This is a genomic window from Alcaligenes sp. SDU_A2 (assembly GCF_038237375.1).
GTDB lineage: Bacteria > Pseudomonadota > Gammaproteobacteria > Burkholderiales > Burkholderiaceae_B > Alcaligenes.
Map to the genome: position 1 here is coordinate 3,044,736 of NZ_CP151273.1, position 24,977 is coordinate 3,069,712.

The window sequence follows — 24,977 nt, forward strand, 5'->3', positions numbered from 1 at the left end:
CAGGCTCCTTGGGTTTACACGCTGCGGGCGATGGCCTGCACTTTGCAGCGCGCCGTCGCCAAAATGTTCACGCACAGCTGGGCATAACTGACTCCCTGGGCTTTGGCAGCCATGGGAACCAGCGAATGGCTGGTCATGCCGGGCGAGGTATTCATCTCCAGCAGCCAGGGCCGGTTCTGCTCGTCCAGCATGAAATCGGCCCGCGCCCAGCCTTCGCAACCCAACGCCTGAAACGCGCGCACGGCCAGATCCTGCACCTGGGCCGTCAGCTCGGGCGACAAGTCGGCAGGGCAGAAATACTGGGTTTCGTCGGAGTAATACTTGTGCTCGAAGTCGTAATTGCCTTGCGGGGCGACGATATCAATAACCGGCAAGGCACGCGCATGCTCGCCGGTGCCGATGATGGGCACGGTCAGTTCGCGGCCGCGGATAAATTGCTCGGCCAGCACGACGGTGTCGTAATGCATGGCGGTCTGAAACGCTGCCAGTGCCTGATCGGCCTGATCCACACGCACCACACCTACGGTGGAGCCTTCATGCGGGGGCTTCATGATCATGGGCACGCCCAGACGCTCGACGGCGGCGGCCACGCCCGAGGCGTCGGTCAACTCGACAAAGTCCGGCGTCGGCAGGCCCACGTGCTGCCAGACCCGCTTGGTCATGATCTTGTCCATGGCCAGACTGGAAGCCATGACGCCGCTGCCAGTGTAGGGAATACCCAACCATTCCAGCGCGCCTTGCAATGTCCCGTCCTCGCCGAAGCGGCCATGCAGCGCAATGAACACGCAGTCAAAACCAGCCTGGGCCAGATCGGCCAGGCCTTTTTCGCCCATGTCAAACAGATGCGCATCCACACCCATGCTGCGCAAGGCATCATGAACCCCTTGGCCCGACATCAGCGATACCTCGCGCTCGGCAGACTTGCCGCCGTACAACACGCCTACTCGGCCAAAATCTGCTGTCATGCCATTTCTCCCAATTGGGCAGGAATCCGGCTGATGGACCCTGCTCCCATTACCAACACCACATCCCCGTCGCGGACAAAGTCCAGAACGGTCTGTGCCATATCATTGATTTCCGCGACAAAAATCGGTTCAACCTTGCCCAGCACGCGCACGGCGCGGCTGAGCGCGCGACCGTCGGCGGCCACCAGAGGCGGCTCGCCGGCGGCATAGACCTCGCTGAGCAGCACCGCATCGGCCTGACTGAGCACCTGCACGAAATCCTCGAAGCAATCGCGGGTACGCGTATAGCGATGCGGCTGGAACGCCAGCACAATGCGCCGGTCCGGCCATGCGCCACGTGCGGCCGCCAAGGTAGCAGCCATTTCGACAGGATGGTGACCATAATCGTCAACAACGGTAAACGTGCCGCCGCCCTGTCGCTCGGAAACAGGAAAGTCGCCGATCAGAGAAAAGCGCCGGCCCACGCCGGTAAATTCGCTCAGGGCACGGGCAATCGTGGCGTCATCGACGCCCAGCTCGGTGGCCACTGCGATCGCCGCCAAAGCATTGAGTACATTGTGCCGACCCGGCAAATTCAGACATACGGACAGCACCGGCAGATCGCCTCCCGCCCCTTTGCGCTGCACATCAAAACACATGGTCGTGCCGCGGCTCTGGATATTGACCGCCCGCACCTGCGCATCGCTGTCTATGCCGTAGGTCGTGACAGGACGAGATACAAAAGGAATGATTTCGCGCACATTGGCGTCATCACTGCACAGGATGGCGCTGCCGTAGAACGGCAGGCGATGCGTGAAATCGATAAAGGCGCTTTTAAGACGCGCCACGTCGTGACCATAGGTGTCCATATGGTCCACATCGATATTGGTCACGATGGCCATGACGGGCAACAGATTCAGGAAGGAGGCATCGGATTCGTCAGCCTCGACCACGATGTACTCGCCCTGCCCCAGACGCGCGTTCGCACCGGCAGAGTTCAGACGCCCGCCGATGACAAACGTAGGGTCCAGCTCGCCGGCGGCCAGCAGGCTGGCGACCAGGCTGGTCGTGGTGGTCTTGCCATGCGTGCCGGCCACGGCAATGCCGCGCTTCAGGCGCATCAGCTCGGCCAGCATCAATGCTCGCGGCACCACAGGGATACGGGCAGCCCGGGCGGCCAGCACTTCGGGGTTATCGCCGGCAATGGCGGTGGAGGTGACGATAGCCCCCATGCCTGCCACGTTCTCGGCCTTGTGGCCGATGATGATGCGCGCGCCCAGGCTCTCCAGACGGCGTGTTACCGCCGTTTCCTGAATATCGGAGCCGCTGATGGCAAAGCCCAGATTCAGCATGACTTCGGCAATGCCGCTCATGCCCGATCCGCCGATACCTACAAAATGAATTCGTTGAATGCGGTGTTTCATCCCGCCCTCCTTGCCGCCTGCTGACATGCTTCGGCAATGTGTTGCGTGGCATTCAACTGTGCATGTTCCTGTGCGTGGCTGGCCACGCGACTCAATTCTTCACGGCCCAGCGTCTGCAGCCATTGGGCTAGCCACTGGGGTGTCAATTCCGATTGTTTCTTCAACCAGGCCCCCGAGCATTCGCTCAGGTACCGGGCGTTGGCCGTCTGGTGATCGTCGATGGCATGCGGCAAAGGCACAAACAAGGCTGCCACACCCAAAGCGGCCACCTCGGCCACGGTCATGGCACCTGCCCGACAAATCAACAGATCGGCCTCTTTCATGGCTTGCGCCATATCGCCGATAAAGGCCGTGCAGTCGGCCTGTACCTGAACCTGTGCATACGCCTGCTGCAACGCTTGCAGATGCTGCTCGCCCGACTGATGCGTCACCTGCGGACGCTGCCCGGCAGGAATCAATGCCAAGGCCTGCGGCACGACGGTATTTAGTGCCGCCGCACCCAGACTGCCGCCGACCACCAGCACCCGCAACGGCCCCTGACGCTGCGCATAGCGTTCGACGGCCGCGCCTTGATCCACAAACGCATCACGCACCGGATTGCCCACGGTGACGGCACCCGGCAGAGCACCGGGGAAACCGGTCAGGACCTGATCGGCCATCTTGGCCAGATACCGATTGGCCGTGCCGGCAACCGCATTTTGCTCGTGCACCACCAGCGGGCGACGCATCAAAAACGCCATCAAGCCACCGGGAAAGGCAACATATCCGCCCATGCCCAGCACCACATCGGGCTGCGCCTGCTTGATGCAGCGCCGCGCCTGCAGGCAAGCACCCAGCAAGGTAAAGGGCAGTTTCAACAAGGCCCCCACGCCTTTGCCGCGCAAGCCTGCAAATCGCAGCGGCAGCATTTTAATGCCATGCTGGGGCACCAGGCTACCTTCCATGCGTTCCGGATGGCCCATCCAGACAACATTCCAGCCGCGTTCGCTCATGGCCTGGGCAACGGCCAAGCCTGGCATGATATGTCCGCCTGTGCCGCCGGCCATGATCAGAATGGTTGGGGCGCTCATGTGCGTTTCCCCCGCATCATCTGACGGTTTTCAATGTCCACCCGCAACAGCAGGGCCAACGCCACCAGGTTCATGACAATGCCCGAGCCGCCATAGCTGACCAAAGGCAACGTCAGGCCTTTGGTGGGCAACAGTCCCAGCACCACGCCGATATTGATGAAGGTCTGTACGCCGAACCAGACGGCCACGCCTTGGGCGACCATGCCATTGAAAATACGCTCCATGGCGATGGCTTGCCGGCCTATGCTGAAACTGCGCCACACCAGAAACGCGAACGTCAGCACCAGTGCCGACACGCCGACAAAGCCCAATTCCTCGCCGATCACAGCCACGATGAAGTCCGTATGCGCTTCGGGCAGGTAATGCAGTTTTTCCACGCTGGACCCAAGGCCCACGCCAAACCATTCGCCACGCCCCAGCGCAATCAGCGAGTGCGAGAGCTGATAGGCGCTGCCGTAGGCATTGTCCGGGTTCCAGGGGTCCAGATAGACGAACAGGCGTTCGCGACGCCAGGGCGAAATCCAGATCAGCAGTAAGAAACTGCCCACCAGAATGCCCAGCAAGGCCGAAAACAGCTTGCCATTGATGCCGCCGATAAAAAGAATGCCCACGGCAATCGCCACGATGACCATGAAGGCACCCAAGTCGGGCTCCATCAACAGCAGCACGCCCACAAAGCCCAAGGCAACGGCCATAGGCAGGAAGCCGCGCAGAAAAGACTGCAAATACTCTTGCTTGCGCACCGTGTAGTCGGCCGCATACAGCACCATGGCGACCTTCATCAGTTCGGAAGGCTGAAAATTGATGATGCCCAGCGGCAGCCAGCGCCGCGCTCCGTTGACTTCACGACCTATGCCCGGAATCAACACCACGATCAAAAGCAAAATAGCCAGCACAAACACAGGGATGGTCAGCTTCTGCCAAACCCGCATCGGTATCGAAGCGGCGAATACCGCCATCAATGCGCCCACGGCAATGAACAGGCCGTGACGGATCACAAAATAGTAACGGCCATAGCTTTCGTAGCGCGGCCCATCGGCCAAGGCGATGGAGGCCGAATACACCATGAGCAACCCAAACAAGGTCAACATCAAGGTGACTGACAACAGCGCCCGGTCGAACGTGGGCAATGCGGTGCGCCCAGGGCGCACCGCATTGACACCGGAAGTCAGTTCCGCGAACAGGCTCATGCTGCCTCTCCCTTGTCCAGGGCCAGCTCGGTCACGGCGGCCACAAAACACAGGCCGCGATGGTGATAGCTTTTGAACATATCCATGCTGGCGCAGGCCGGCGACAGCAACACCACATCGCCCGGGCGTGCTTGTTCGGCGGCTTGCCGGACAGCCGCGTCCAGACCATCGCAAAATCGATGCGGCACATCCTGCGCTTGCAGAGCAAGCGCCAATTGCTGCGCATCGCGCCCGATCAGAAACGCTTCCGCTACGCCGCCGCGCGCCGCCTGTGCCAACGGCCCGAAATCCTGGCCCTTACCCAGTCCGCCGGCGATCAGCCAGACGCGCTGATCCAGGCCCCGCAAAGCCGCCACAGTGGCACCCACATTCGTGCCTTTGCTGTCATCCAGATACTGAACGCCGTCCAGCACGCGCACCAGTTCTACGCGATGCGGTTCGCCGCGATAGCTGCGCAGGCCATTGAGCAGCTCGGCCCACCCCAGCCCCAGACTACGCGCCAGAATCAAGGCGGCCTGGGCATTCAGGGCATTGTGACGCCCCTTGACCTGCAGGGCCTCGACCGGCATCAGGCGGTTCAGGCGTCCGGGCAGACGAACGGCGGGCGCATCGTCGCCCTTACGTCGACGCGCAGCCGCCACGGGCTGATCGAAATCCTGCGGATCGCTGGCCAACAACCACTCCATGCCGCCATCCACGCCCAAGCCCATATCGCCGGTCAGCGCGGGCCGATCCAGCCCAAAACTGCGCACGGTTGGCAGCGCGGCATCGTCGACCATCGCCATCACGGCCGGATCGTCGCGATTGACCACCGCCAACCGGGACATGCCCAGCAAGCGGGCCTTGGCCTGGACATAAGCCGGCATGTCTCCATGCCAGTCCAGATGGTCCTGAGAAATATTAAGCACCACCGCGGCGTGGGCCTGCAGACTAAAGACACTTTCCAGCTGGAAGCTGGACAGCTCCAGCACCCAGACCTGCGGCAGCGCATCGTCCTGCAAGGCCTGGTACAAAGCTGCCAGTGCCGCCGGGCTGATATTGCCAACGGCGCGCGCGGATACACCGGCCTGCTCCAGAATATGGCGGGTCATGGCGGTCACGGTCGTCTTGCCATTGGTGCCGGTCACAGCCAGCACCTGGCTGTCGCGCCCCTGTTCGCTCAGGTCCCGCAAAGCGCGCGCAAACAGTTCAATTTCGCCGATGACCTCGGCACCCTGCTGACGCGCCTGCGCCAGAAAGGCTGCGATGGGAGCCTGCAGCGGCGACAAGCCGGGGCTGATTACCACCGTATGCACATCCTGCAAGGTGGCCGCCTGCAAAGCCTGTTCCCCCAGGCGACTATCCAATGCTACGCCCGCCAAAGCGGCCAACTCGTCCTGTCCCTGGATCTGTTCACGCGTGTCGGCCAGGCGCACGTTTGCGCCGTGGGCAAGGCACCAGCGGGCAGCGGCCAGGCCTGTCTCGCCCATCCCCAGGATGAGCGTGACGCCGTCGGCGCGGATCGAAGGAAAAGTCAGACCATTCATCGCAGTTTCAAGGTAGACAGGCCCAGCATGACCAGCATCATGGTGATGATCCAGAAGCGGACCACCACTTGTGTTTCTTTCCAGCCGCTCACCTCGAAGTGGTGGTGCAGCGGTGCCATCCGGAATATGCGCCTGCCCTGCCCATAGCGCATCTTGGTGTACTTGAACCAGGTCACCTGCAACATCACGGACAGAGTTTCCACCACGAACACCCCTCCCATGATGAACAGCACGATTTCCTGGCGCACAATCACGGCAATGGCCCCCAGCGCACCACCCAGAGCCAAGGCACCCACATCACCCATAAAAACCTGAGCGGGATAGGCGTTGAACCACAGGAAAGCCAGACCCGCGCCGGCAATGGCAGCGCAAATCACCATCAGTTCGCCTGCGCCGGGAATATAAGGGAACAACAGGTACTTGGAATAATCCACACGGCCCACGACGTAGGCGAAGATACCCAGGGCGCTACCGACCATGACGGTGGGCATGATGGCCAGTCCATCCAGACCGTCAGTCAAGTTGACGGCATTGCTGGAGCCGACGATCACGGCCCAGGTCAGCACCACGAAACCCAGCACGCCCAGCGGGTAGCTGACCGACTTGAAAAACGGCACGATCAGATCGGCCTGCGCGGGCAGCGGCATGGAAAAGCCGCTGAGCACCCATTCCTTGAACAGCGGCCACAGATCGGTGCTGGCCGGCACGGACACGGCAAAGCTCAGGTAGACCGCCGCCACTACGCCGATCAGGGCTTGCCAGAAGAACTTCTGGCGCGAAGACATACCCTCGGGATCGCGGTTGACGACTTTTTTGTAATCGTCGGCCCAACCTATCCAGCCAAAGCCGAAAGTCACCAACAAGACGACCCAGACGAAACGGTTGGTCCAGTCGGCCCACAGCAAGGTGCTGACGCCGATAGAGATAAGAATGAGCACGCCGCCCATCGTGGGCGTACCGTTCTTTTGCAGGTGCGACTCCGGGCCATAGGCACGCACCGCCTGTCCGATCTTCAGTTCGGTCAGTTTGCGAATCACCCAGGGCCCGCACAGCAGGCCAATGGCCAGGGCGGTTGCGCACGCCAGAATGGCGCGCAGCGTAATGTATTCGAACACACCGAAGGCGCGAATATGGGAATCCGACAACCAGCGCGCCAGTTCAAGAAGCATTCGTCGCCCCTTCAAGATTGGAAAAATGGTTTTCCAGGGCGGCAACCACGCGCTCCATGCGCGCGCTACGCGAACCCTTGACCAGAATGTGGGCAGGCTCCAGGGCCAGCAGATAGGCCACCATATCCTCGAAGCCATTGAACTGATGGGCGCGGGCACCAAACGCCTGCGCGGCATGGCTGGCATCGCCGCCCAGCGTCAGCAATTCGTCTACGCCGCGCTCCTTGGCATAGGCACCGACTTCGGCGTGCAGCTCGGAGCTGTTCTCGCCCACTTCGGCCATATTGCCCAGCACCAGCACTTTACGCCCCGTCAGTTGTGCCAACACTTCGATAGCAGCGCGCACGGAATCGGGATTGGCATTGTAGGTATCGTCGATCAGTTGATAGCCCGTGGACAGCAGCTTGGGCTGCATACGCCCGGATACAGGACGGAAACTTTCCAGCCCTTGCACAATCGCCTCCAGCGGCGCGCCGGCCGCATGCGCGCAAGCCGCCGCCGCCAGCGCATTGCGCAGATTGTGCAGACCCGGAGAGTTCAACGCCACCGCTGCGCTGCGACCGGCCACATTCAGCACAAAACGGGTGCGCGCCGGCTCGACGAACATATCCGCGGCAAACACGTCCTCCTGTCCGCTCAGGCCAAAACGCAACACACGGCGCTCGGCGGCCTGCTCGGCCCACAGCGCACTGAACTCATCGTCGGCCGGAATGACCAGTTGCCCATCCGGCGGCAGAAAGTCGATGACAGTGCCATTTTCGCGCGCCACCGCTTCCACACTGTGCATGAATTCCTGGTGTTCGCGCTGAGCATTGTTGACCAGGGCGATCGTAGGGCGCACGATGGCCGCCAGCACGGCGATCTCGCCGGGATGGTTCATGCCCATTTCCAGAACAGCCGCCTTATGGTCCGGGGTCAAACGCAAAACCGACAATGGCACGCCCAGATCATTGTTCAGGTTACCTTGTGTTGCCAGACTGTGGGCTTCGCCCAGCCAGGTACGCAAAATGGCGGCGATCATTTCCTTGGTCGTGGTCTTGCCATTGCTGCCGGTGACACCGATCAGGGGAATGGCAAAACGGGCCCGCCATTGGTCAGCCAGCGCCAGCAATGCATGGCGCGTATCGCCCAGCACGATCTGGGGCAGATCCACCGACGCCTGACGTTGGGCCACAATCGCTGCCGCAGCGCCCTGCTCTTTGGCTTTGTCCAGGTAGTCATGGCCGTCGAACTGTTCGCCGTGCAGAGCCAGGAAAATATCTCCCTTGGTCAGCTTGCGGGTATCGCTGTTCAGGCGCGCGCCACGCAACCAGCACAATGCGGCCTGCGCCCAATCGCGGTCATCGAACACATGGCGCTCGCCGCGCACCTCTTGATAGGTTTCGTGCCCCTTGCCGGCAAGCAAGACGATATCGTTGGGCTTGGCCGCCCATACCGAGGCCAGAATGGCGCGCGCGCGATCAGCCTGCACATGCGCAGTGCCCGGCATGCCAGCCAGTATCTGGCGGATGATCTCGGCCGGGTCCTCGAAACGCGGGTTATCGGTGGTCACGATGACTGAGTCGGCCAAACGGGCTGCGATCTCGCCCATGACAGGCCGTTTGGCCGTATCGCGGTTACCGCCGCAACCAAAGACGCAGACCAGCTTGCCACCGCGCACCTTGGCCACATCGCGCAAGGCCTCCAACGCGCGCTCCAGCGCATCGGCAGTGTGCGCGTAATCGACAACAACCAGAGGAACCGGCTGCTGACGTCCGGCCGCAATCAAAGGATCGACGATCTGTAAACGCCCTGGCACGGATACTAATTTAGCCATGATGCGAGCGATCTTAGAGACAGGCCAGCCCACCTCCTGCAACACGCCGGCGACCAGCAACAGATTGGCGACATTGTGTTCGCCCAACAGATGGGTCAGGATCTGCGCTGTGCCGTGGGGCGTGATCAGGTTAAATACCTGTCCGTCGGCACCGGTGTGTACATCGTCGGCCAGCAGATCCACGTCTGGCTGGCTCATCGAATACGAAACCACACGCGCCGACAGTTCGGCCTGCATCAATTCGCGGCCCATTTCATCGTCGGCATTGACCACGGCGCTACGCAGGCCCGGCCAGCCGAACAAACGCAGCTTGGCCTCTTTGTAGGCCTGCATGGTCTCGTGATAGTCCAGATGGTCGTGGGTCAGATTGGTAAAGCCGGCAATATCGATACGCACGCCATCCAGACGGCCTTGCTCCAGGCCGATCGAAGACGCTTCCAGCGCCACGGCATTGCCGCCCTGAGCGCGAATCGCAGCCAGACTGCGATGCATCGTCAGCACATCGGGCGTGGTCAGCACACCGCCCAGGTTCGAGCCATCGGGCAAGGTCACGCCCAAAGTGCCTATGGTGCCGCAGGGAACGTGCGAATGATTCAGGGCCGAGGCGACCCACTGCACACTGGAGGTCTTGCCATTCGTGCCGGTAACGGCGACGATGGTCATGGATTCGGAGGGACGGCCCCACCACTGGTGGGCGACTTCGCCCAGCAAGGCGTTCAGTCCGGCCACCTGCAGAACAGGCACACCCGGATCGGCGGCTTGTTCACTTTGTTCGCGCACAATCGCCACTGCCCCCTGCCGCACGGCCTGCGCCTCGTACTGTCGGCCATCGCCGCCATGCCCCAGGCATGCGAAAAACACATCCCCTGCCTTGATCTGACGGGAGTCCAGGCACAAGTCTGCCGTCGGCGCGACATGCTGCGCCAGCCATTCCAATACTGCTGCGGCATTCATCGTACTTCCTCCCCGCTGGGGCCAACCGCCACCAGCGACTCAATGGGCGCATCGGGCTGCACACCTAGGCGTCGCAGGCTCCGGGCCACAATTTCTGAAAAAACCGGCGCGGCAATACGCCCGCCGTAATAACTGGAGCTATGCGGCTCGTCGATCGTGACGGCCACCACAATGCGAGGATCGGATACCGGCGCAAAGCCGACAAAAGAGCCGCGATACAAAGACCGGCTATAGCGGCCATCCACTATCTTGCGCGCCGTTCCGCTCTTGCCGGCCACGCGATAGCCTTGTACCTGGGCGCGCCGGGCGCCATCCGGTCCGGCAGCCGCCTCCAGCATTTCGCGGATCTGACCCGCAACACGCGGCGTGTACACCTGGACACTGGCCGGCTTGCCGTCGCGCTTGAGCAAGGTCATGGACACCATATCGCCATTGCGGGCAAACGCCGTATAGGCATGCGCCATCTGCAAGAGCGAGACCGACAGGCCATAGCCATAGGCCATAGTGGCACGCTCGATGGGGCGCCATCGCTCCCAGGGACGCAGACGGCCGCTGGCGATACCGGGAAAGTCCGCCTGGGGCGAACGCCCAAAACCCAATTCAGTAAATTTGTTCCACATTTCCTGCGAAGTCAGACGCTCGGAAATCATGGTCATGCCGATATTGCTGGAGCGGCGCAAAATGCCGGCCACATCCAGCACGCCGTTGCGGCTGACATCGCTGATGGTATTGCCTTGGTAACGGTACTGCCCATTGCCCGTGTTGAACTGGGTGCTGGTCGTGATGCGATTAATGTCCAAGGCCAAGGCCACCGTGAACGGCTTCATGATGGAGCCAGGCTCGAAGGTATCGGTCAGGGCACGGTTGCGCAGCGCCGCGCCCTTGCGATCATCGCGGTCGTTCGGGTTGTAAGTAGGCAGATTAACCAGTGCCAACACTTCGCCGGTCTTGACATCCAGCACCACGGCAGCGGCTGCTTTGGCGTTGACGTCTTCCATGCCTTTTTTCAGGGCCGTGTAGGTGTCAAACTGCAAACCTGCATCGATGGACAAATGCAGGTCCTGGCCGTGGGTGGGCGGAATCACCGCCCGCACATCCTCCACCACCCGGCCCAGGCGGTCGCGGATGACGCGGCGCGAACCCGGCGTGCCGGACAAGGCCGAATTGAACGCCAGCTCGATGCCTTCTATGCCCTGATCTTCGATATTGGTAAAGCCCAGGACATGCGCCATGACTTCGCCTTCCGGATAGAAGCGGCGCATCTCTTCCTGCTGATGAATGCCGGGGATCTTCAGTTCCGCGATACGCGCCGCCGTATCCACATCGACCTGTCTTTTTATATAGACGAAGTTACGATCTTCCACCGACAGGCGGCGCTGCACATCGGGCAGGCCCATGCCCAGCAGCTTGGCCATCTGAGCAATCTGTTCGGGCCCGGCATTGCGCGCGTCATCCGGAATTGCCCAGATAGCGCGCACCGGCACGCTGGAAGCCAATACAACCGAAGCGCTGCGGTCAAATACCTTGCCACGCATAGGCGGCAGCACAAGCGTGCGCTCGTAGCGACGCTCGCCCTGCTGTTGCAAGAACTCGGTGGACAGACCTTGCAAATACAAGGCCTTGACAATCAGGGCACCAAAACCCAGAAACAACAACACCAGGACCAGGCGGGAACGCCAGAATGGCACCTGCACGCTCAGGACGGGATTTTCGTGATAACCATATCGCCTCATGGCCGCTCCCCTTGTTGCGGGGAACTGGAGGTCAACTCCCCACCTTGCAGGTACAAGGTGCGATCCGGCGAGCCCAGCACCAGGTGCAGCTCGTTGCGGCCGATATCATCCACGCGGGCATTGCGTGCCAGCTCGGCACGCTCAAGCTGCAGACGGCGCCAGTCCGTATCCAGTTCACGGGCCTTGGTCGCCAGGCGATCGGTCTGCACAAACAGTTCGCGCGCCTGATAGCGCGCCGTGACCAGCGAAATGGCCGACAGCATGAGAGCCAGAGCCAAGACGATGACCAGGCGCATCATCGGCGTCCCCTACGCCCGACCGGCTGGCGGCTGTAGGCGGCCTGCTGCAACAAGCGTTCGCTGGCGCTGCGCATCCAATCGTCAGGAATAGGCGTGGTGGTGCGCTGAGCAACCCGCAATACGGCCGAACGCGCGCGCGGATTATCCGCAGCTTCCTGATCGGTGGGCAGCACCCGGCCCAAGGACTGCACCAGTGGTTGGGGCATGTCTTTTTCGAGGATAGGCAGGCGCGACTGCTCCTGCGCGGGACGCGCCGCCGCATTCATGAACTGCTTGACCATACGGTCTTCCAGCGAATGAAATGCAATCACCGCGAGCCTCCCCCCCGGTGCCAACCGGCTTAGAATTGACGGAAGCGCATGCGCGAGCTCTTCGAGCTCACGATTGAGGTAAATCCGTATAGCCTGGAAGGTCCTGGTTGCCGGATGTTGACCCTTTTCGCGCGTGCGGACGACACCGGCGACGAGCTCGGCGAGATCACGCGTTGTATGCAGCGGGCGGGATTGGCGGCGATCAACAATCGCCTTTGCAATCTGGAAAGCAAACCGTTCTTCGCCATATTCTGCAATGACCTCCTTTAAGACTTCCACGCTGGCTTGCGCCAGCCACTGTTCAGCGGTCGGGCCGCTGCTGGTGTCCATGCGCATGTCCAGCGGACCTTCGCGCATGAACGAAAAACCTCGTTCTGCATCATCGATCTGAGGCGAAGACACGCCCAGATCCATCATGACGCCGTCCAGCGGACCGGCATCGATATCGTCCAAGGCCTGGGCCAGGTCGCCAAAGCCGCTGTGCAGCACCGTGACGCGGGCATCCTGAGCCGCCAGGTCGCGTGCCACTGCAATCGCCTGCGGGTCCTTATCGAATACGATCAGGCGCGCCTTGGGGCCCAGATAAGACAACAACAGGCGGCTGTGCCCACCCCGTCCAAAGGTGCAATCCACGAACACGCCATCGCGTACCGCATGCGCCGTTGGCGCTTGTGTCCAACGCCGGGCCTCGAATGACGGATCAACGAGGGCCGCTACCGTAGGCTCCAGCAGCACGGATCGATGTACCAGCGTCATGACTTGCTCAGAAAGAAAATGATTCGAATACGTCGGTGGAGCCAGCCGCCAGATCCTGGGCCTGACGGCGTTCCAGTTCCTGGGCATTCCACAATTCAAAATGGGTTGCCATGCCTAACAACATGGCATCGCGCTCCAGGCCCACGGCACTGCGCAGCTCGGGGGCGATCAGTATCCGGCCGGCGGAATCCAGATCGACGTCCTGGGCGCTACCCAGCAGCAGGCGCTGCAGAAAACGTGCGCTCATGGGAAAACGGGCGATCTGTTCACGCTTTTCTTCCCAGACGCTGCGCGGATAAACCAGCAAGCAGCCATCGGGGTGGCGAGTCAGCGTCAGGCGACCTTGTTCCTGCTGGACCAGCGCGTCACGATGCCGGGTCGGAATCGACATCCGCCCCTTTGCATCGATGGTGAGTGCGCTGCTGCCCTGGAACATTTTCCCCCCACTTTTTTACACTATTTCCTACTTTTCCCCACTCTACGGCGGAAAGCGCATACGGTCAAGACGCAAGTTGCAATTTTTTCAATCACAACAAGCACTTAGCGTACTATTAGAGAATCGGCAGTTAAAAATTTCTCTGTTAAATCAAGAAATTGCAGGACGCAGTCAAAGTGAATTGTTATAAGCAAGGACACAGGCAGGTCGTGTCCGGGCTTTGCGGTCCCTAACAATTGATTTCAAATGATTGAAATATGTGCGAAATGTGGCGAGCGCCGGAGAGAGTGTGAGACAGGCCTATAGGCCGGATTCTGTATGCCGGCGGGAACCCGCCGGCCGGCAATCATTCCTCTGGGCCGGCCATTGCTGGACGGCTCTAGCTACCTACCCGCATACTAAGACGAGCCGCCTTTCGGGCTAAAAGCCTGCGTATGCCTATTTGGTATTGCTCCGGGTAGAGGTTACCGCGTTTCACCCCACAGCACCCCGCACCTTGCGATGCCGGAAATACGGAGATGGCCGTATCTGTGTCCGCCGTGGCGAACCCTTGCCGTGGTCTCGTCTCTGTGGCCCTGGTCCTCGGCTTGCCCGGCATAAGCCGGGTTTGCCGGACGGCTGTTAGCCGCTACCCTGCTCTGTGGAGTCCGGACCTTCCTCGATGCGTGCGCACCGCGACTGCCCAGCCTGCCTCACAAGCGCATTGTAACCTGCGACAATACTGAAATTCGCACGACACGCCGATTTATCTGGAGTTTTATGTCCATTAACCTGATTTCCCTGAGCGATGCCCAACTGGCATTCGGTCACCACCCCCTGTTGGACCACGCCGATCTGACCATACAAAGCAACGAACGCATCGGCCTGATCGGACGCAACGGGGCAGGCAAATCCTCGCTGCTGAAAATCCTGGACAGACGCATCGCTCCTGACGACGGTCAGGTACAAAGCCTGAACGGCCTGAAGGTGGCCACTGTCGAGCAAGAGCCCGAACTGGACCCCGATCAAACCATATACGACATCCTGTGCGGCGATTTCACTGAAACCGAAGACTGGCAGCGCCCCGCCCGGGCCAACACCCTGATCGACAAACTGGGCCTGGACCCGCAGGCCAGCGCCGCCAGCCTGTCAGGCGGACAGCGCAAGCGTGTGGCCCTGGCGCGCGCCGTCGTCGAACAACCCGATCTGCTTTTGCTGGACGAACCGACTAACCACTTGGACTTCGACGGCATACTCTGGCTGGAGCAGTTGTTGCTGGGCTTCAAAGGCAGCGCCGTCATCATTACCCACGACCGACGCTTTCTGGACGTGGTGGCCACGCGCATCGTAGAACTGGATCGCGGCAAGCTGTTCAGTTTTCCCGGTAATTTCTCCGAATGGCAGGTGCGCAAGGCCGAATGGCTGGAAGCGGAAAAACAGCAAAACGCCAAGTTCGATAAATTTCTCGCCCAAGAAGAGGTCTGGATTCGCAAGGGCGTACAAGCACGGCGCACTCGTGACGAAGGCCGAGTACGTCGCCTGGAACAGTTGCGCCGCGACCGCGCCGAACGGCGCGAACGCTCGGGCGATGTCAAATTCGCCATTTCCGAAGGCCAGCGCTCCGGCAAGCTGGTGGCCGAACTGCAAGACGTCAGCCACGGCTACGACGACCGCGTACTCATCAAAGATTTCTCGACCGTGCTGATGCGCGGCGACCGCATCGGCCTGATTGGGCACAACGGCGCAGGCAAAACCACCTTGCTGCGCATCATGCTGGGATTACAAGAACCCAATGCCGGAATCGTGCGCCACGGCACCAAACTCAATATTGGCTATTTTGACCAGATGCGCAGCCGACTGGACGAAAACGCTACGCTGGCCGACACCATCAGCCCTGGCAGCGAGTGGGTGGAAATTGGCAATCAGCGCAAACACATCATGAGCTACCTGGAAGACTTCCTGTTTCCGGCTGCCCGCGCCCATTCTCCGGTACGCAGTCTGTCCGGTGGCGAACGCGCCCGGCTGGCGCTGGCGCGCATGTTCGCCCAGCCCACCAATGTGCTGGTCCTGGACGAACCAACCAACGACCTGGATATCGAAACCCTGGAACTGCTGGAAGACCTGATTCAGGATTACACCGGCACCGTGCTGCTGGTCAGCCACGACCGCACTTTCCTGGACAATGTGGTCACCCAGGTCATTGCCGCCGAAGGCGATGGCCATTGGGGCGAGTATGTAGGGGGCTACGACGAGTGGCTGGCGCAACGCCCGCAAACCAAGCCCGATACCCTTGCGGCGGCCGGCACCCCGACTGCTGCCACCCCCGCCAAGCCGGCTGCCGAACGCAGCGGCATGGCCGCCAAAACAGGCCGCCTGGCCCCATGGGAAGAAAAGGAACTGGACGCCCTGCCCGAGAAAATTGCAGCCATCGAAGGCCAGCAAGCCGAACTGGCCAATCAACTGAGCGCGCCCGATCTGTATAAGGACGGCTCCAGCCGGGCAGACGAGATCAACCGCCAGCTTGAGCAGCTCAATAAAGAGCTGGAGCTGTTGTTTGAACGCTGGGAAAAACTGGAAGAAAAACGCCTGGCCACCTAGCGGCAAGCCAAGGGATCAAGCGCTCAGCCCTGAAAAGCTGAGCTGCCCCTCGTTTTCCTCTTGGGCCTTGGGCATGCGCTGACAGTCCACAGAAATAGGTTCAGCGGCCGTGCAGCAGCATGGCAGAACTTCGCCCGGAGCCACATAGGCCAGCGGCTGTTCTTTATAGGTAACTTGTCCATAGACAAGAGGGATGCGGCAGGAGCCGCAATAGCCGCTCCTGCACTGGTACTCGACCTGATGGCCGGTACGCTCCAAGCCTTCCAACAAGGTTTCACCGTCCAGCAACCGAAACTGAGTATCAGTTGTCCGGACTAGGCTCATAGTTCGATGCCATCGAAGTCGTTCGCCGACACTTCCGCATCGATCTGCCCCACCAGATAGGAGCTGAGCTCCACTTCCTGGGGAGCGACCTGCACCGTATCGGAAGACAGCCAGGTATTGATCCAGGGAATGGGATTATGCTTGGCCCCCTCGAAAGCCGGCTTTAAGCCCACCGCCGCCATGCGGGTGTTGGTGATGTACTCCACGTACTGGCCCAGAATATCCTTGTTCAACCCAATCATGGAGCCATCGCGGAACAGATACTGCGCCCACTGCTTTTCCTGCTCGGCAGCCTGCTTGAACATCTGGAAGCACGCCGGTTCCAGTTCCTTGGCAACCTTGGCGAACTCGGGATCGTCCTGCCCCGAACGCATGATATTGATCAGGTGCTGGGTGCCGGTCAGGTGCAGCGCTTCGTCGCGCGCAATCAGGCGGATGATCTTGGCGTTGCCTTCCATCAGCTTGCGCTCGGCAAAGGCAAACGAGCAGGCAAAACTGACGTAAAAGCGAATCGCCTCCAGGATGTTCACGCTCATCAAGCACAAGTAGAGCTTTTTCTTGAGCTCGTACTCGTTGACCTTGTAAGTCTGACCATCGATGACGTGCTCTCCCGCACCGAACCGCGAGTACAGCATGGTGTCGTGGATCAGGTCGTCGTAGTAAGACGATATATCCGTAGCGCGCAGCTTGATGTTTTCGTTGCGCACAATGTCGTCAAAGATAATGGACGGATCATTGACGATGTTGCGGATGATATGGGTATAGGAGCGCGAATGGATCGTTTCGGAAAACGCCCAGGTCTCGATCCAGGTTTCCAGCTCGGGCAGCGACACCAAGGGCAGAAACGCCACGTTGGGGCTGCGGCCCTGGATGGAGTCGAGCAGTGTCTGATATTTCAGATTGCTGATGAAAATATGCTTTTCGTGCTCGGGCAGGTTCTGATAGTCGATACGATCCTGTGAAATATCGACTTCTTCGGGACGCCAGAAAAAAGACAATTGCTTTTCGATCAACTTCTCGAAAATCGGATACTTCTGCTGATCGTAGCGCGCCACATTGACCGGCTGGCCGAAGAACATCGGCTCTTTGAGCTGATCGTTATCGGTTTTTGAAAAAATACTGTATGCCATGGTCTGCGCTCCGTCAGATCTTGCACGCGCCGCCGGCGCAGCCATCGTCTTCCAGTTCACCCTGGGCGTCATCGGCACCATCGCGCGTATTGTGGTAGTACAGCGTCTTGACGCCATACTTGTAAGCCAGCAACAAATCCTTGAGCAATTGCTTCATGGGCACACGGCCGCCCTCGAAGCGCTGCGGGTCGTAATTGGTATTGGCCGAAATGGACTGGTCCACGAACTTCTGCATAATGCCGACCAGCTTCAGATAGCTCTCGTTGCCGGGCATGCGCCAGAGCAGTTCGTACTGATCCTTTAGCTGCTCGAAGTCAGGCACCACCTGACGCAAAATGCCGTCCTTGGACTGTTTGACGGAGACCAGCCCACGCGGTGGCTCGATACCATTGGTCGCATTGGCGATCTGACTGGAGGTTTCGGAAGGCATCAAAGCCGTCAAGGTGGAGTTACGCAAACCGTGCTTGACGATGTCGGCACGCAAGGCTTCCCAATCCAGATGCAGCGGCTCGTCGCAAATACCGTCCACATCTTTTTTGTAGGTATCGATCGGCAGCAGGCCAGCGGCATACGTCGTTTCGTCAAAGGCCTTGCAGGGGCCGTATTCACGGGACAATTGCACCGAGGCTTTTAGCAGATAGTACTGGATGGCCTCGAACGTGCGGTGCGTCAGGCCCAAAGCGGCTGGATCGGAATAGCGGGTGCCGTTCTTGGCCAGATAATAGGCATAGTTGATGACGCCCACACCCAGAGAACGACGCTTTTCGGTGGCGCTCAATGCCGCCTTGACCGGGTAGTCCTGGTAATCCAGCAGCGCATCCAAAGCCCGGGTGATCAGGTCGGCCAGGCCGTCCAGTTCGTCCAGCGACTCCAGCGCCCCCAGGTTGAAGGCCGACAAGGTACACAGCGCAATCTCGCCGTCCGGGTCGTTCAAATCATTCAAGGGCTTGGTAGGCAGCGCAATTTCCATGCACAGATTGGACTGACGCACAGGAGCCACGTCCGGGCGGAACGGACTGTGCGTATTGCAATGGTCCACATTCTGGATGTAGATGCGGCCGGTGCTGGCACGCTCTTGCATCAGCAGGGAAAACAGTTCCAGCGCGGGCAGGCTGCGCTTGCGAATGGCCGGGTCCTGCTCGTAGAGCTCGTACAGGCGCTCGAACTCGTCCTGATCGGCAAAAAACGCTTCGTACAGGCCGGGCACATCGTGCGGCGAGAACAGCGTGATGTGGCTGCCCTTGATCAGACGCTGATACAGCAAGCGGTTAATCTGCACACCGTAATCCAGGTGACGGATACGGTTTTCTTCCACGCCGCGGTTGTTCTTGAGCACCAGCAGGGTTTCGACCTCCAGGTGCCACAAAGGATAGAACAAGGTGGCGGCACCGCCGCGCACACCGCCCTGGGAGCAGGACTTGACGGCAGCCTGGAACATCTTGAAGAAAGGCAGGCAGCCGGTGTGCTGGGCTTCGCCGCCGCGGATCTCGCTGCCCACGGCGCGGATGCGTCCACCGTTGATGCCGATGCCAGCGCGCTGCGATACGTAACGCACAATCGCGCTGGTGGTGGCGTTGATGCTGTCCAGGCTGTCATCGCACTCGATCAGCACGCACGAACTGAACTGGCGCGTAGGCGTGCGAACGCCCGCCATGATAGGCGTAGGCAGGGAAATCTTGAACTGCGAGACGGCATCGTAAAAACGCTTGATGAAGGACAAGCGGGTCTGCGCCGGATACTTGGCGAACAGGCACATGGCCACCAGCACATACAGGAACTGGGGGCTTTCGTAGATGCGTTTGGTGACCCGGTTCTGAACCAGATACTTGCCTTCGAGCTGCTTGACGGCGGCGTACGAGAAATTCATGTCGCGCCAGTGATCAATGTACTGATCGAGCTCGTCAAATTCGGCGCGGCTGTAATCAGCCAGCAGATGCGGGTCGTAGCGACCGTCCTCGGTCAACTGCTGGACATGATCGTACAGAGCGGGCGGCTCGAATTGCCCGAAGGCGATCTTGCGCAGATGGAAAATAGCCAGCCGGGCAGCCAGATACTGGTAATCGGGCGTGTCTTCGGAAATCAGGTCGGCTGCCGACTTGATGATGGTCTCGTGGATGTCGCTGGTGCGAATGCCGTTGTAGAACTGAATATGCGAGCGCAACTCGACCTGCGACACCGACACATTATTGAGTCCTTCCGCGGCCCAGTCAATGACGCGATGAATTTTGTCGAGATTGATCGGCTCTGTCCGGCCATCCCGCTTGGTGACCATCAATTGTTCGGTTTTTTGCATGGTGAGTCTCGGAAATCAGATATAGATACGTGCACACTTGACAAAACGCCAAGCTCCACCCCTGGGCACCACATCTAGTGAAGGATAGCCTGAATTCTACTACATATAGTGTTTCAAGTTGGCGCTGTTTTCACTTCAAAATGCAACACCATTGATATAGGCTTCAATATCAACGGTTTGTGCGCCCTGTCGGCCGACTGGAAAAAAGGCGCAGCGCCTGTCAAGAAAAACCCGGCTCAAACCGGGTAAATAATGCGGCCTGCTATTGCGGATGGATCTCCTGCACACAGCGCAGCAACGCTTCCCCATAGGCCTCGCGCTTGCGCACCCCTATGCCGGTGATATGTTCCAGATCGGTCTGCGAACGTGGGCAGCGCACGGCCACCTCGCGCAGCGTCGCATCATGAAAAATGACGTAGGCCGGCACGCCGTGTTCTTTGGCCGTGGCGGCACGCCAGACACGCAACGCCTCGAAACGCACCTGCTGCTCCGGCTCCAGGGCCGGACCCTGGTTGGCCTGCCCGCGCGTGCGATGCGCAGCCGGGCCGCGCGACACGGTTTCGCGGCGCAACATCAAGGTGCGTTCACCCTTGAGCACCTCGCGGCTGGCGTCGGTCAACAGCAAGGTGCCATAGCCTTCGGTATCGACCGCCACCAGATTATGAGCCAGCAACTGGCGCAGCACGCCCCGCCAGGCCTGGTCGGACAAATCGGTGCCCACGCCAAATACGGTCAGGCGATCATGTTCGTTTTCCTTGACTCTGTCGGTCAGTTTGCCGCGCAGAATGTCAATCAGATGCCCTGCCCCGAAACGCTGGCCCCGTTCGCGCCAGAGCCGATAAATAGTAGACAACATTTTTTGGGCGGCCACCGTGCCATCCCAGGCCTGCGGAGCCTCCAGGCAGGTGTCGCAATTGCCGCAAGGCTCGATCTGTTGCCCGAAATAGGCCAACAATCGCTGACGGCGGCAGGAGATCGTTTCGCACAAGCCCAGCATGGCGTCCAAGGCCTGCCCCTGCTGACGGCGATGCGCCGCGTCCCCCTGCGACTCGTTGATCATGCGATGCAGTTGCACCACGTCCTGTAAACCATAGGCCAGCCAGGCCGTGGCCGGTTCGCCATCGCGTCCTGCCCGCCCCGTTTCCTGATAATACCCTTCCACCGATTTGGGCAGGTCGATGTGAGCGACAAAGCGCACATCCGGTTTATTCACCCCCATGCCGAACGCAATGGTGGCCACCATGACCACCCCTTCCTCGCGCAAGAAACGCGCCTGATTGGTGGCCCGCAACTGGGCATCCAGACCGGCGTGATAAGGCAAAGCATTGATGCCATTGCGGCACAGAAAGTCCGCAGTCTCATCGACTCGCGCACGCGACAGGCAATACACAATACCGGCCTGCCCGGCATGCTCCTCGCGAATAAAATTCAGCAGTTGCTTGCGCACCTCGTTCTTTTCGATGATGCGATAGCAAATGTTGGGACGGTCGAAGCTGGCGACAAAGTGACGCGCATCCTCCAGTTTCAGGCGCTGGGCGATCTCCACCCGCGTGACTTGATTCGCAGTGGCCGTCAGGGCCACGCGCGGCACCTGCGGCCAACGCTGCGCCAGCAGGTCCAGGCCCAGGTACTCCGGCCGGAAATCATGCCCCCACTGCGACACACAGTGAGCCTCGTCGATGGCAAACAAGGAAATAGTGCCGCGCGCCAACAAATCCAGGCAACGGTCGGTCAGCAAGCGCTCGGGGGCCACATACAGCAGGTCCAGTTGCCCGGTCAAAAATTCGCGCTCGACCTCGCGGGCGGTCTGCCAGTCCTGAGACGAGTTCAGATAAGCCGCATTCACGCCCAGTTCGGTCAGGGCATCGACCTGATCCTGCATCAATGCGATCAAAGGCGATACCACTATGCCCGTGCCAGGACGCACCAACGCGGGGATCTGGTAGCACAGGGACTTGCCGCCTCCGGTGGGCATCAGCACCAACGCATCGCCCCCCTGGATCAGGGTTTCGATGATTTCGTGCTGGAACCCCCGAAAACTGTCGTAACCGAAAACTTCCTGTAGAACGTCAAGTGCTGACTGGGCCATGCCGCCTGCTTAAAAAATCGGAACAGAAAAACGCAAAGCCACATTGGACTGACGGCTTTCCAGATGACGGCGGGCCTGCAAACCCACCCTGAGGCTGGGACTGTACCAGAACTGCTGCGACACCCCAACATAGCGGTTCACGCCACCGGCCAGGGGGTGCTGCACCTCGTACTGTGTGTTCAATTCGCCCCAACGGCGCAGAGGCACCGTCGCTCCCAGCACCTGCCGACGACTGGCAGCGGCCATTTTCATACCCTGGTAACGGCTTAGATCGACAAAGCGATCCTGATAGCGCTCACCCCGCCATTCCAGGCGCAAATCATCCAGCACATCCATGCCATAGGCCGCCTGATAACGCCAACCCTGACCCAGCGAATGGGACGCCCGCGCCACGCTGGCCTGCCACACGCCCCAATCCGGCGAGCGATAGGTGGCTCCTACCCCGGTCATGGAAAAATCGCGGGCACTTTCCATTTGCGCGTCCACGCTCGTATGGGTGGCGACATCAGTGCTGACAAGCAAGCTGCCGGCCGTGGCACCGTAGACCAGATCGCCATTGTCGCGGTTGCCGGTGGCATCCAAGGCGCCAAGAGCCAGCGCATAACGCCAAGGACCGCCCGGTCCCTGCTCGAACGCCTGAGTCAGATTGACCCCGCCCATAGACACTGGCTGCGCCCAGTCGGCACCGGCGATCGTGTCGTTGCCCAAGGTCAGCTCCAAACCCTGCTCACCCACGTAGCGCCAATTGCGCTCGCCAAAGACCCAGACCTGGTCGGCGGAACTACGCAACCAGCGTGCCCGCCAGAGCGGCGATGACTGCCTGCTGTATTGAATGGAGCGGGCAAGACTGGCCGTTTCCGAACCGGCAAGACTAAGATCGGAAAACGACAAAGCTGGGGTCGTGTCGTATGTAGGTTGCGCGTCGTCCTGCCACTGAGCGGGATCAAAGAACGGGGTCGGAGGCGGCAGCTCCTGAGCAGGAACCGCTTGGGCCTCCTGAACCCCATACACCTGCGTAGAGGACAGGCGCTCCAAGCCCATGCTGTTCTGCGCGGCGACGGCCGGACCGAACAACATGCCAGTCAAACAGAACATCAGCACCCCCGCAGACACATGGGCGCGAACTAGGATGTGCATGATTACAAAAACCAGAAAGTCAGCGGCGGGCGTCCAGCATCACTTCGCCGCTGGCGTCCAGCGAACGCTTGATGGCCGAATATTTTTCCAGCACGGCGGATTTATAAACCACGCCGATCAGCCGACCGGAGCCATCGCCATTGAGCACCGGCAGGCGCTCACCCAGAAAGTGTACAAAATGCTCCTGTGCTTCATCCAGGCTCATGTCGGGATAAAGCGTCTTGACAAAGTCCATGCGCAAAATGTCTCCTACCAAACGCTGTTGGGCATCGTTGTCATCAAGCAACATGCGGGTCAGATCCTGCTGCGCGATCACCCCTTGGTAAACCTGATGCTCGTCCACCACATACAGATAGCGCACGGGGTACTCCAGGAACATCTGCAAGGCCTCGCGCACCTGCGTAGTAGTACTGACCACCGTATCGGCAGGCCGGATCAGCTCAGCCAGCGTGGTGTGACGTAACTTGTGGCGCAGCAGCGCATCGCGTTCGCGCACCAAAGTAACCTCGTACATGGCCACTTCGGCCACGGCGCGCGACACAAAATAAGCCATGACACAGGCTACGATCAGAGGCAGCACCAGTTGGTAGCTGAGCGTCATCTCGAACAGCATCAAAATAGCCATGAAGGGCGCGCTGGTCGCCGCGCCCAGAAAGGCACCCATGCCTACCAAGGTAAACAGATACAGCGGCACATCCAGGCCGGGCAAGAGCATCAGGGTCAGCTTGCCGAACAAAGTACCGAAGGCCGCGCCCACAAAGATAGCCGGCGTGAACACGCCGCCCACCGCGCCCGAGCCCACCGTCAGCCCGGTGGCCAGCACCTTGAAAAACAACATCAACAATACGGCGTGCCAGGCCCAGTCGCTGTGCAACATGGACGACACCACGCTGAAACCATTGCCGGCCACGCGCGGCACGAACACCAGCAACAATCCCAGCAGCAGGCCGCCCAAAGTCAGACGCAACGGAAGTCCCAGACCCGTACGCTTGAAAAGACTGCGCGACAGATTCATTAATTTCAGAAAGGCGGGGGCCGCCACGCCGATCAAGGCTCCCAGGACCAGAAACGGCAGGATATCCATGCCGCCGATGGCCTGAATGCCCGTCATTTCGTAGGGCGCGTGATAATCGCCCAATGTGCGCATCGTGATATGGGCGCTGACCGCTGCCATCAAAAGCGGGCCGAAGCTGCTCATGCTCATGGTGCCCAGCACGATTTCGGCCACAAACACGGCACCGGCAATCGGCGCGCCATAGGCGGCGGCCACCCCGGCTGCCGCGCCGCACGCCACCAGCAGGCGCAGACGCGCCTGACTGAACAAGGTAAAACGGCCTATGGCCGAGGCCGACAATGAAGCCAGATGCACCATCGCCCCCTCACGACCGATGGAACCGCCCGAGGCCACCGTCATCAACGAGGAAAGCGAACGCAGCAAGCCCTGGCGCACAGACAGGCGGCCATCGCCGATGGCCACCGCTTCCATATAGTCCGAATTGCCTTTGGACGGCAAGCGCCCGGCCAACCACAGCAGCACACCGGCGCACAGCCCGCCCACCGTCGGGAACAGGATACGGACAGGCCAGGACAAACCTTCGGTCACCGCAACAATACCGCCATGCTGCCCCGTAACCCACTGCTGGATCAGCTTCATGCCCTGATGGAACGCAATCGTCGCCAACGCCCCCAGAACCCCCGCCACCACCGCCCAGGCCAGCATGGCCGGCATATCCGACAACCATCGGAACCCTTGCAGACGCTTGCGCATGGACAGAACGGAGTGAACGATCACAATGTTT

The 24,977-nt window shown here is 60.3% G+C and carries 18 protein-coding genes and 1 other RNA gene; 1 reads left to right on the forward strand and 18 read right to left on the reverse strand.

Annotation, left to right across the window (positions count from 1 at the left end; translation table 11 throughout):
• Nucleotides 1–14: 14 nt before the first annotated feature.
• The 12 genes from AADW57_RS14080 to rnpB form a co-directional block, all read right to left on the reverse strand.
• Complete coding sequence (locus AADW57_RS14080; protein WP_341667521.1) at nt 15–965, reverse strand: D-alanine--D-alanine ligase; 951 nt, start codon at nt 963–965, stop codon at nt 15–17.
• Complete coding sequence (gene murC / locus AADW57_RS14085; RefSeq protein WP_341667522.1) at nt 962–2,368, reverse strand: UDP-N-acetylmuramate--L-alanine ligase; 1,407 nt, start codon at nt 2,366–2,368, stop codon at nt 962–964. The genes AADW57_RS14080 and murC overlap by 4 nt, the downstream gene beginning before the upstream one ends.
• Complete coding sequence (murG, locus tag AADW57_RS14090) at nt 2,365–3,438, reverse strand: undecaprenyldiphospho-muramoylpentapeptide beta-N-acetylglucosaminyltransferase (protein WP_341667523.1); 1,074 nt, start codon at nt 3,436–3,438, stop codon at nt 2,365–2,367. The genes murC and murG overlap by 4 nt, the downstream gene beginning before the upstream one ends.
• The gene (ftsW, locus tag AADW57_RS14095) at nt 3,435–4,628 is read right to left on the reverse strand and encodes a putative lipid II flippase FtsW (RefSeq protein WP_341667524.1); all 1,194 of its coding nucleotides are present in this window, start codon (nt 4,626–4,628) and stop codon (nt 3,435–3,437) included. Before ftsW ends, murG begins: the two co-directional genes overlap by 4 nt.
• Nucleotides 4,625–6,154, reverse strand: a complete 1,530-nt coding sequence (murD, locus tag AADW57_RS14100) for a UDP-N-acetylmuramoyl-L-alanine--D-glutamate ligase (protein ID WP_341667525.1) — start codon at nt 6,152–6,154, stop codon at nt 4,625–4,627. The genes ftsW and murD overlap by 4 nt, the downstream gene beginning before the upstream one ends.
• Nucleotides 6,151–7,323, reverse strand: a complete 1,173-nt coding sequence (mraY, locus tag AADW57_RS14105) for a phospho-N-acetylmuramoyl-pentapeptide-transferase (RefSeq protein WP_341667526.1) — start codon at nt 7,321–7,323, stop codon at nt 6,151–6,153. Before mraY ends, murD begins: the two co-directional genes overlap by 4 nt.
• Nucleotides 7,313–10,093 (reverse strand): bifunctional UDP-N-acetylmuramoyl-L-alanyl-D-glutamate--2,6-diaminopimelate ligase MurE/UDP-N-acetylmuramoyl-tripeptide--D-alanyl-D-alanine ligase MurF, encoded by a 2,781-nt coding sequence (gene murF / locus AADW57_RS14110; RefSeq protein WP_341667527.1) that lies wholly within the window; start codon nt 10,091–10,093, stop codon nt 7,313–7,315. Before murF ends, mraY begins: the two co-directional genes overlap by 11 nt.
• Nucleotides 10,090–11,826, reverse strand: a complete 1,737-nt coding sequence (locus tag AADW57_RS14115) for a peptidoglycan D,D-transpeptidase FtsI family protein (protein WP_341667528.1) — start codon at nt 11,824–11,826, stop codon at nt 10,090–10,092. Before AADW57_RS14115 ends, murF begins: the two co-directional genes overlap by 4 nt.
• Nucleotides 11,823–12,125, reverse strand: coding sequence for a cell division protein FtsL (gene ftsL, locus AADW57_RS14120; RefSeq protein WP_341667529.1), 303 nt, complete (start codon nt 12,123–12,125; stop codon nt 11,823–11,825). Before ftsL ends, AADW57_RS14115 begins: the two co-directional genes overlap by 4 nt.
• Complete coding sequence (gene rsmH / locus AADW57_RS14125) at nt 12,122–13,192, reverse strand: 16S rRNA (cytosine(1402)-N(4))-methyltransferase RsmH (RefSeq protein ID WP_341667530.1); 1,071 nt, start codon at nt 13,190–13,192, stop codon at nt 12,122–12,124. The genes ftsL and rsmH overlap by 4 nt, the downstream gene beginning before the upstream one ends.
• 7 nt (nt 13,193–13,199) lie before the next feature.
• Nucleotides 13,200–13,628, reverse strand: coding sequence for a division/cell wall cluster transcriptional repressor MraZ (mraZ, locus tag AADW57_RS14130; protein WP_341667531.1), 429 nt, complete (start codon nt 13,626–13,628; stop codon nt 13,200–13,202).
• A 287-nt stretch (nt 13,629–13,915) separates the two neighbouring features.
• Nucleotides 13,916–14,322: RNase P RNA component class A (gene rnpB / locus AADW57_RS14135), an RNA gene on the reverse strand.
• Nucleotides 14,323–14,387: 65 nt separating this feature from the next.
• Here rnpB and AADW57_RS14140 point away from each other — a divergent pair.
• Complete coding sequence (locus tag AADW57_RS14140; protein ID WP_341667532.1) at nt 14,388–16,205, forward strand: ATP-binding cassette domain-containing protein; 1,818 nt, start codon at nt 14,388–14,390, stop codon at nt 16,203–16,205.
• A gap of 15 nt (nt 16,206–16,220) precedes the next feature.
• Here AADW57_RS14140 and yfaE read toward each other — a convergent pair whose 3' ends face one another.
• The 6 genes from yfaE to AADW57_RS14170 form a co-directional block, all read right to left on the reverse strand.
• Complete coding sequence (gene yfaE, locus AADW57_RS14145) at nt 16,221–16,529, reverse strand: class I ribonucleotide reductase maintenance protein YfaE (protein WP_341667533.1); 309 nt, start codon at nt 16,527–16,529, stop codon at nt 16,221–16,223.
• Nucleotides 16,526–17,659: a class Ia ribonucleoside-diphosphate reductase subunit beta gene (gene nrdB, locus AADW57_RS14150; RefSeq protein WP_341667534.1), complete on the reverse strand. Its 1,134-nt coding sequence runs from the start codon at nt 17,657–17,659 to the stop codon at nt 16,526–16,528. The genes yfaE and nrdB overlap by 4 nt, the downstream gene beginning before the upstream one ends.
• Nucleotides 17,660–17,672: 13 nt before the next feature.
• On the reverse strand, nt 17,673–19,952 hold the full coding sequence (gene nrdA / locus AADW57_RS14155; RefSeq protein ID WP_341667535.1) for a class 1a ribonucleoside-diphosphate reductase subunit alpha: 2,280 nt from the start codon (nt 19,950–19,952) through the stop codon (nt 17,673–17,675).
• A 262-nt stretch (nt 19,953–20,214) separates the two neighbouring features.
• Nucleotides 20,215–22,041: a DNA helicase RecQ gene (recQ, locus tag AADW57_RS14160; RefSeq protein ID WP_341667536.1), complete on the reverse strand. Its 1,827-nt coding sequence runs from the start codon at nt 22,039–22,041 to the stop codon at nt 20,215–20,217.
• Nucleotides 22,042–22,050: 9 nt separating this feature from the next.
• Nucleotides 22,051–23,178, reverse strand: coding sequence for a hypothetical protein (locus AADW57_RS14165; protein WP_341667537.1), 1,128 nt, complete (start codon nt 23,176–23,178; stop codon nt 22,051–22,053).
• A gap of 19 nt (nt 23,179–23,197) precedes the next feature.
• Nucleotides 23,198–24,970: a ClcB-like voltage-gated chloride channel protein gene (locus tag AADW57_RS14170; RefSeq protein ID WP_341667538.1), complete on the reverse strand. Its 1,773-nt coding sequence runs from the start codon at nt 24,968–24,970 to the stop codon at nt 23,198–23,200.
• Nucleotides 24,971–24,977 lie beyond the last annotated feature (7 nt).